This window comes from Streptococcus sp. 1055, from assembly GCF_013276815.1.
GTDB lineage: Bacteria > Bacillota > Bacilli > Lactobacillales > Streptococcaceae > Streptococcus > Streptococcus pseudopneumoniae.
The window spans coordinates 1-6304 of sequence record NZ_VMLT01000149.1; the positions used below are offsets into that span (position 1 = coordinate 1).

Annotated in this window: 6 protein-coding genes; 1 reads left to right on the plus strand and 5 read right to left on the minus strand. The window is 41.4% G+C overall.

Annotation, left to right across the window (positions count from 1 at the left end; all coding sequences use genetic code 11):
• Positions 1-430: 430 nt before the first annotated feature.
• The 5 genes from HT699_RS10940 to HT699_RS10960 form a co-directional block, all read right to left on the minus strand.
• Positions 431-1597, minus strand: a complete 1167-nt coding sequence (locus HT699_RS10940; RefSeq protein WP_138707235.1) for an ATP-grasp domain-containing protein — start codon at positions 1595-1597, stop codon at positions 431-433.
• A gap of 12 nt (positions 1598-1609) precedes the next feature.
• A complete protein-coding gene (locus HT699_RS10945) occupies positions 1610-2350 on the minus strand; it encodes an esterase family protein (RefSeq protein WP_054388260.1) in 741 nt (246 codons plus the stop codon).
• Positions 2351-2371: 21 nt separating this feature from the next.
• The gene (locus tag HT699_RS10950; RefSeq protein ID WP_031222982.1) at positions 2372-3196 is read right to left on the minus strand and encodes an alpha/beta hydrolase; all 825 of its coding nucleotides are present in this window, start codon (positions 3194-3196) and stop codon (positions 2372-2374) included.
• A gap of 136 nt (positions 3197-3332) precedes the next feature.
• Positions 3333-4547: a tRNA uracil 4-sulfurtransferase ThiI gene (gene thiI / locus HT699_RS10955; RefSeq protein WP_172934365.1), complete on the minus strand. Its 1215-nt coding sequence runs from the start codon at positions 4545-4547 to the stop codon at positions 3333-3335.
• Between the two features lie 8 nt (positions 4548-4555).
• Positions 4556-5698: a cysteine desulfurase family protein gene (locus HT699_RS10960; protein ID WP_172934366.1), complete on the minus strand. Its 1143-nt coding sequence runs from the start codon at positions 5696-5698 to the stop codon at positions 4556-4558.
• Positions 5699-5837: 139 nt separating this feature from the next.
• Between HT699_RS10960 and HT699_RS10965 the strand changes: the two genes are divergently transcribed.
• Complete coding sequence (locus tag HT699_RS10965) at positions 5838-6251, plus strand: DUF6556 family protein (RefSeq protein WP_050314148.1); 414 nt, start codon at positions 5838-5840, stop codon at positions 6249-6251.
• Positions 6252-6304 lie beyond the last annotated feature (53 nt).

Consider the following 6304-nt stretch of genomic DNA (forward strand, 5'->3'; position numbering starts at 1 on the left):
TCAAGCCACGTCAGTTTCGCCTTGCCGTAGATATGGTTACTGACTCCGTCAGTTCTATCCACAACCTCAAAACCATGTTTTGAGCTGACTTCGTCAGTCTTATCTACAACCTCAAAACAGTATTTTGAGCAACCTGCGGCTAGCTTCCTAGTTTGCTCTTTGATTTTCATTGAGTATTAATAGACTTGTTTGGTATCTTGAAAACTATATCATATAGGTGTCGTCATGAATCCTTTTAGCTGATTTAAGGATACAAAAACATAATACTATGACTCAATTGAAATATTAAAATTCAATTTCTGACCACCTAATCCTGCTTCAAATAGTTATCGAACAAGTTTTATGATAGCTACCTTGTTAGGATGCTCTTATTTTTTATCAGACAAAACAAAAGGATTAAGGGAGTGAATTTCCTTAATCCGATAGTCTCTTAAGCCTGACGTTGTCCGAAATCAGCAATCATCTGATCCATTTCTTGTCGACTCGGAGTTGTCAGCATATAAAGGTAATCCCCTTGAAGTTCCGCAAAGGCAGCTGGCATGATTTTTTTAACCTTGAACTGCTGACTGTATTTGGCAAGCAAATCCTCTTCTGAATAAACATAGTGGGCATTTGCACGGCGAGAAGTAGCCAAACAATACTGCGGTTCAAAGTCTGACACTGGAAACTCTTCTCCTGCGACAATGGCTGCATAGCCACGATAAAGGTCCAAGGAATGAGCAAAGTTATAAACATCAATGGTAAAACCACCTGCAGGACGGTTATTGTACTCAATGGCAATGTAGTCGTCCCCTTCACGGAAGAACTCAATATGGAAGAACCGTTCTTTCATACCAAATTCTTTGACAATCGCTTCTCCATACTTGCGTAGTTTGGGAACCATATCCTTGAGCACATAGTAGGAATTGTCCATCTTATAAATCATGAGATCAAGCGGTGTATAGGCGTAGTCAAAGGTTGTTGAGAAAACAATCTTTCCATCCTTGTCCACGAGCCCGTCAAAGGTACAGATTTCGCTGGAAGTGACAAATTTTTCAAAGAAATAAAGGGTTGAATGGTCCCATTCTTGCTTGAAGTGATTGATATCGTCTTCTGTCTCAAGTTTAAAGGTGGCGGCCGCTCCCACTCCATTGTCAGGTTTGGCAATCATTGGAAGACCGATTTCTTTCACTGCTTGATCAACATCTGCTTCCGTCTTAATAACAGCTCCAGGTACCACAGGAACACCTACTTTTTTGAAAAGTTTCTTCATTTCAGACTTATATTTCGTCTTTTTGAGATCCTCTGGTTTGGCACCAAAAACATTGAATTGCTCACGAAGACTTGCATCTAACTCAAGCCAGTATTCATTATGAGACTCAATGCGGTCAATTGGGCCGTGTTTATAAAAGAGAAAAGCAACTGCACGTTTGACTTCGTCTATGTTCTCAAGGTTATCTACACGGAAATACTCGGTCAGGCTATTGCGTAAAGGTTCGTCCAATTGCTCGTATGGTTCTTGGCCAATTCCCAAGACTGTGATGCCTTTATTAGCTAGTTCAATGGTAAACTGTTGAAAATTTTGTGGATAGTAGGGAGAAATAACAAGGTAATTCATAGGTAACTCCTTTTATAAATAGAGATTCCCGAGGAAATAAGGCATTTGTTTGCGCCACCATTCCCAGTCGTGGGCGACATCGTGTCCCCATTCAGCAAACCAGGCTGGAATTTGTTTCTGGTCAAAGGATTCTTTGAGCTTGTAGAAAGATGGTAGACCATCTTGTTCCCAGGCACCAAGACCCGTACACAACACAATCTCTGCCTGACGATAACGGTCAATAAACCAGCCGTCGTTCTGGTTCCAGATATAATCTACTGGCGAGTTTTGGTAAATAGCATCATCGTTGTAGTAATCGCCGACAAAGAAACGTGCATCGTAAACACCACTGAGAGCAATCACTTTGGTAAAGACATCTGGATGCTGGAGGAAGAAATTGAGTGCATGATAGGCTCCCATAGAGCAACCTGTCGTCATCATGCCATCAAACCAACCTGTCTTGTGCTTGATAAAAGGAATGGCCTCCTCAATCACATAACGTTCGTAGGCACGGTGCATTTCCGCTTGGTCATGAGCATTTTTCCAAGTAGCCAACCAGCTCTCACCATCCACACTAGATAGGGTAAAGAACTGGACACGGCCTTCCTCGATAAAAGAGGCACAGGCATCAATCATGCCAAAATCATAGTATTCGTTGTGACTACCACCTGATGAAGCAAAGACCACAACTGGAATCCCAGCATGTCCATAACGGTTAAGGTACATTTCACGGTTAAGATGACCACTCCAGTGGCTAAGATATTCAATATGCATTTCGTTTTTTCCTTTCTTAACTTACCATTTTTCTGCAAAAAATCTCAGACAATCTGGTAGATTTTCTGACCAAGGGATTTCACTATGAATGGCACCAGACTGAACTTTCAGCACAAGATTATCCAGATGTACTCCCCCTGCTATCAAATCATGGTAATAGCGAAGCGACGAGTCGATATAGGCTTGTTTGATATTGCCAGCCATCAAGGTCTTGTCTGTATCATCCGCTTCTTCTGTTCCTACATAGATGAAGATGCGCTGGTTAGGCGATAGTTTCTGGCGCTCGATATAGCGGTTAAAGGCTTCTTGGTGGAGCCAGTTGGCAGATGAAAAGACACCTAGACAACCAATTTGGTCTTGGTATTCCAAACCGATAAACTGGGTAATATTCCCTCCTAATGAGGAACCAATCATGGCTGTATGCTGGCGGTCTGCTTTTGTACGATAAGTTTCATCGATAAAAGGCTTGACCACCTCCATGACAAACTCGGCATACTCCACACCCTTACCGCCAAACTGCTGCCCTGGGATAGGAGATTCTTGGAACTTCCAAGCTGCATACTCATTCATCCGCCCCATGCCATCATTGTCAATAGCAACGACAATCATGCGACTGATATCGGGATTTCGTTTGATGGCTGGGATAATCTTCCATGAGTGTCCAATGAAAGACTCTTTGCTATAAAAAACATTTTGCCCGTCATGAAAGTAAACAACAGGATAGGAACGGTCTGTATCTTTCTCATAATCTTTAGGTAGAAGAACACGCACACGGCGCTCCTTGCCTGTATAAGGAACCTTGAGTTTGTGTTCTTTCATTTTTAAATAAAAGTAGGAATGATTCATTGTCAGAAAACTCTCTATATTCAAAATTTTATTTTATTATATCACAATTATAGAAAAAAAGTTAATTTTGCTTCCATTTTTGGAATTAAAAACTAACTTTTTCATTTAATTTTCTAAATTCTTTTGGATTTTCTGATTAGAGCAGATTGTCAATCAAGTCATCAACTTCATCTTTTTCAGCTTGAGGTGTAATCTCAGTAATCATGATTCCAGCAACTGCTCGCTCAACCAAATCTTCAACATCCATACGTGCTTCATACTGCTCTGCATTCTTAATCTTAGGATTAGTCTTTGGACGATCTGGCGCAAAAATCGTACAGCAGTCTTCAAAAGGCTGGATAGAAATATCAAAGGTATCGATTTCCTGGGCGATGTCAATGATTTCCAACTTGTCCATGGTAACCACAGGACGAATGATGGGAGTGTTGGTAACAGCATTGATAGCCTTCATACTTTCAAGGGTTTGGCTGGCTACTTGACCTAGACTTTCCCCATTGATGATAACCAAACCATTTCGTACCTCACGAATACGGTCGGTAATCCGCATCATAAAGCGACGCGTCAAGGTCATGAGATAAGCTTCTGGCGCCTTAGCCTTGATTTCCTCTTGAATCTCTGTGAAAGGCACCTCGATAAACTGGATATTTCCGCCAAACTTGGTCAATTTACGGGTCAAGTCCTGCGCTTTCTTGAGGGCACCAGGACTAGTATATGGTGGACTGGCAAAGTGAACAGCCTCAATATCCACTCCACGTTTCAAAGCTAGATAACCAGCTACAGGTGAATCAATCCCTCCTGACAGCATGAGCATGCCCTTACCTGAAGTTCCAACTGGCAAACCACCAGCCCCACGAATAGTTTCATAAGAAAGGTAGGCTGCCTCTTCTCGAATCTCCACTTGGAGATTGATGTCAGGACTTTTCATTTGAGCTTGCACATTTGGAATGGCTTCAAAAATAGCTCCTCCAAGCGTTTGGTTGAGTTCACGACTGTCGAGTTCAAAGTTGTGGTCGCTACGCTTGCTAGAAATCTTAAAGGTCATGCCTTCCTTGTAGATGTCCTGCATAATCTCTTGCACAGAAGACTTCAGAACTTCTACAGATTTTTCAACCTTATAAACAGGGGAAAAGTTTTGAATTCCAAAAACTTGTTTGAGCGATTCTGCTACTGCTGTGTAATCTGCTCCATTGAGGTATGCATGGGCACGGTCGCGATCTGCTGTTACCTTAACTTGGGGATAGATAGACAAAACGTCTGAAATATTATTACGAAGTTTATTGATGAAACGCATACGGTTTTTGCCCTTGGTTGACAGCTCACCGTAGCGAATCATAATTTCTGAATATTGCATGAATGCTCCTATCTTACTTTTCTAGTTTGATTGTAAATCAATTTTAACTTGGTCAAAAACTGCTCGACCTGACTCATATCATTTTCAAGGTCTAGACTAAGACGCACAGCTGAATGGGCCTTATCTTTATCCACTCCCATGGCAATCAAGGTGCCTGCAGGTTTTCCTGCCTTGGACGAACAAGCCGAGGTCGTTGAGATAAAAATATCATAGTCTTCAAAGGCGTGAACAATGACTTCTCCACGAACACCCTTGATTCCAAAAGTCAGGATATGAGGGGCAAAGTCTTCCTCATCTGAAAAGACAAATATATCCGAATAGTCCAGAAGTGCTTGACGAATCACTGCCTTCATCTGGCCAGTCTTGCTAGTGAAGATATCTAGCTTTTCCATAGACAAACGGAGAGCCTTGGCTGTCGCAGCAATCCCTGCCACATTTTCAGTTGTCGAACGGTAATCACGTTCCTGACCACCACCTGTCAACAGAGGCGTAATTTTCTTACCAGACTTGATATAGACAAAACCAACACCACGAACTCCGTGGAACTTGTGACCAGAGAAAGTCGCGAAATCCACTCGTTCTGTCAGATATTTTTCAGTTGGAATCTTAGCAAGTGCCTGAACCGCATCAACGTGGAAAGTAATAGTTGGCTTGTCTGCCAATAGTTTTGAAATAGCCTCAATAGGTTGGATAGAACCGATTTCATTGTTCACAGCCATGATGGAAACGAGGATTGTATCAGGTCGTATCAAAACTGCTAGGGCCTCGACGTCCACAAATCCTTCCTTATCAACTGGAGCAAAATCCACTTCAAATCCTTGACTTTTCAGCCAGAGGGCCGATTCCTTAACTGCTGGATGTTCAATGGCTGAAACAATGATGTGCTTGCCAAACTGGGCTTTTTCAAAGGCCACACCCTTGATAACCCAGTTATCTCCTTCTGTCCCACCAGAAGTAAAGAAGATTTCATCGCTTTTCTTACCGATTAAATCTGCAATCTGTTGCCGAGAAGCATCTAAGATTCGTGTTGCCTGGTCTCCCAAACGATGGAGACTAGATGGATTTCCTAAAATTTTTGAAGTCACCTGCATATAGGTTTCAAGGGCTTCAGGATAAGGCTTGGTCGTCGCCGAATTATCAAAGTAAATCATGTTTTCTCACGCTTTCTAAAATCACTCCTTCTATTGTATCATGAAACGGAGCCTGCGACAAGAAAGGGCAATTCCTCTTTTTTTAAGATTTTTTTTAAAGAAATGCGGTATAATAAATTTTAATCAAAGGAGAGAATGTATGTCTAACTATCGTAGAACTTCAAAACCGAAAACAGAACATATCAAAAAAGGCTTTACTGTTTTTCAAAAAACCATTACTACTATCGGTAGTATCCTCGGCTTGATTACTGCGACTATCACGATTATGAATGCCTTGGATAATAATAAAAATACCAAAAAAGAACCGACGACAACCATTGTCAAAGAAATTCAAAAGGAATCCCCTCAGGAAAATACTAGTCCCAATAAGGAAAATAATACTAGTCAAGAAAAAACACAACAAGAAGAAACGACAAAATCCAGCGTCAAGGAAGAGAAAAAAGAAGAGCAGAAAGCATCAACTCAGGATTCTTCTACTCCTACTCCAAGTAAACCTGCCGCTGATAATGAAAAACAGTCCAATACTCCAACTTCAGAAAATAATACTCAATGAAAATCAAAGAACAAACTAGGAAGCTAGCCGTAAGCTGCTCAAAACACTGTTTT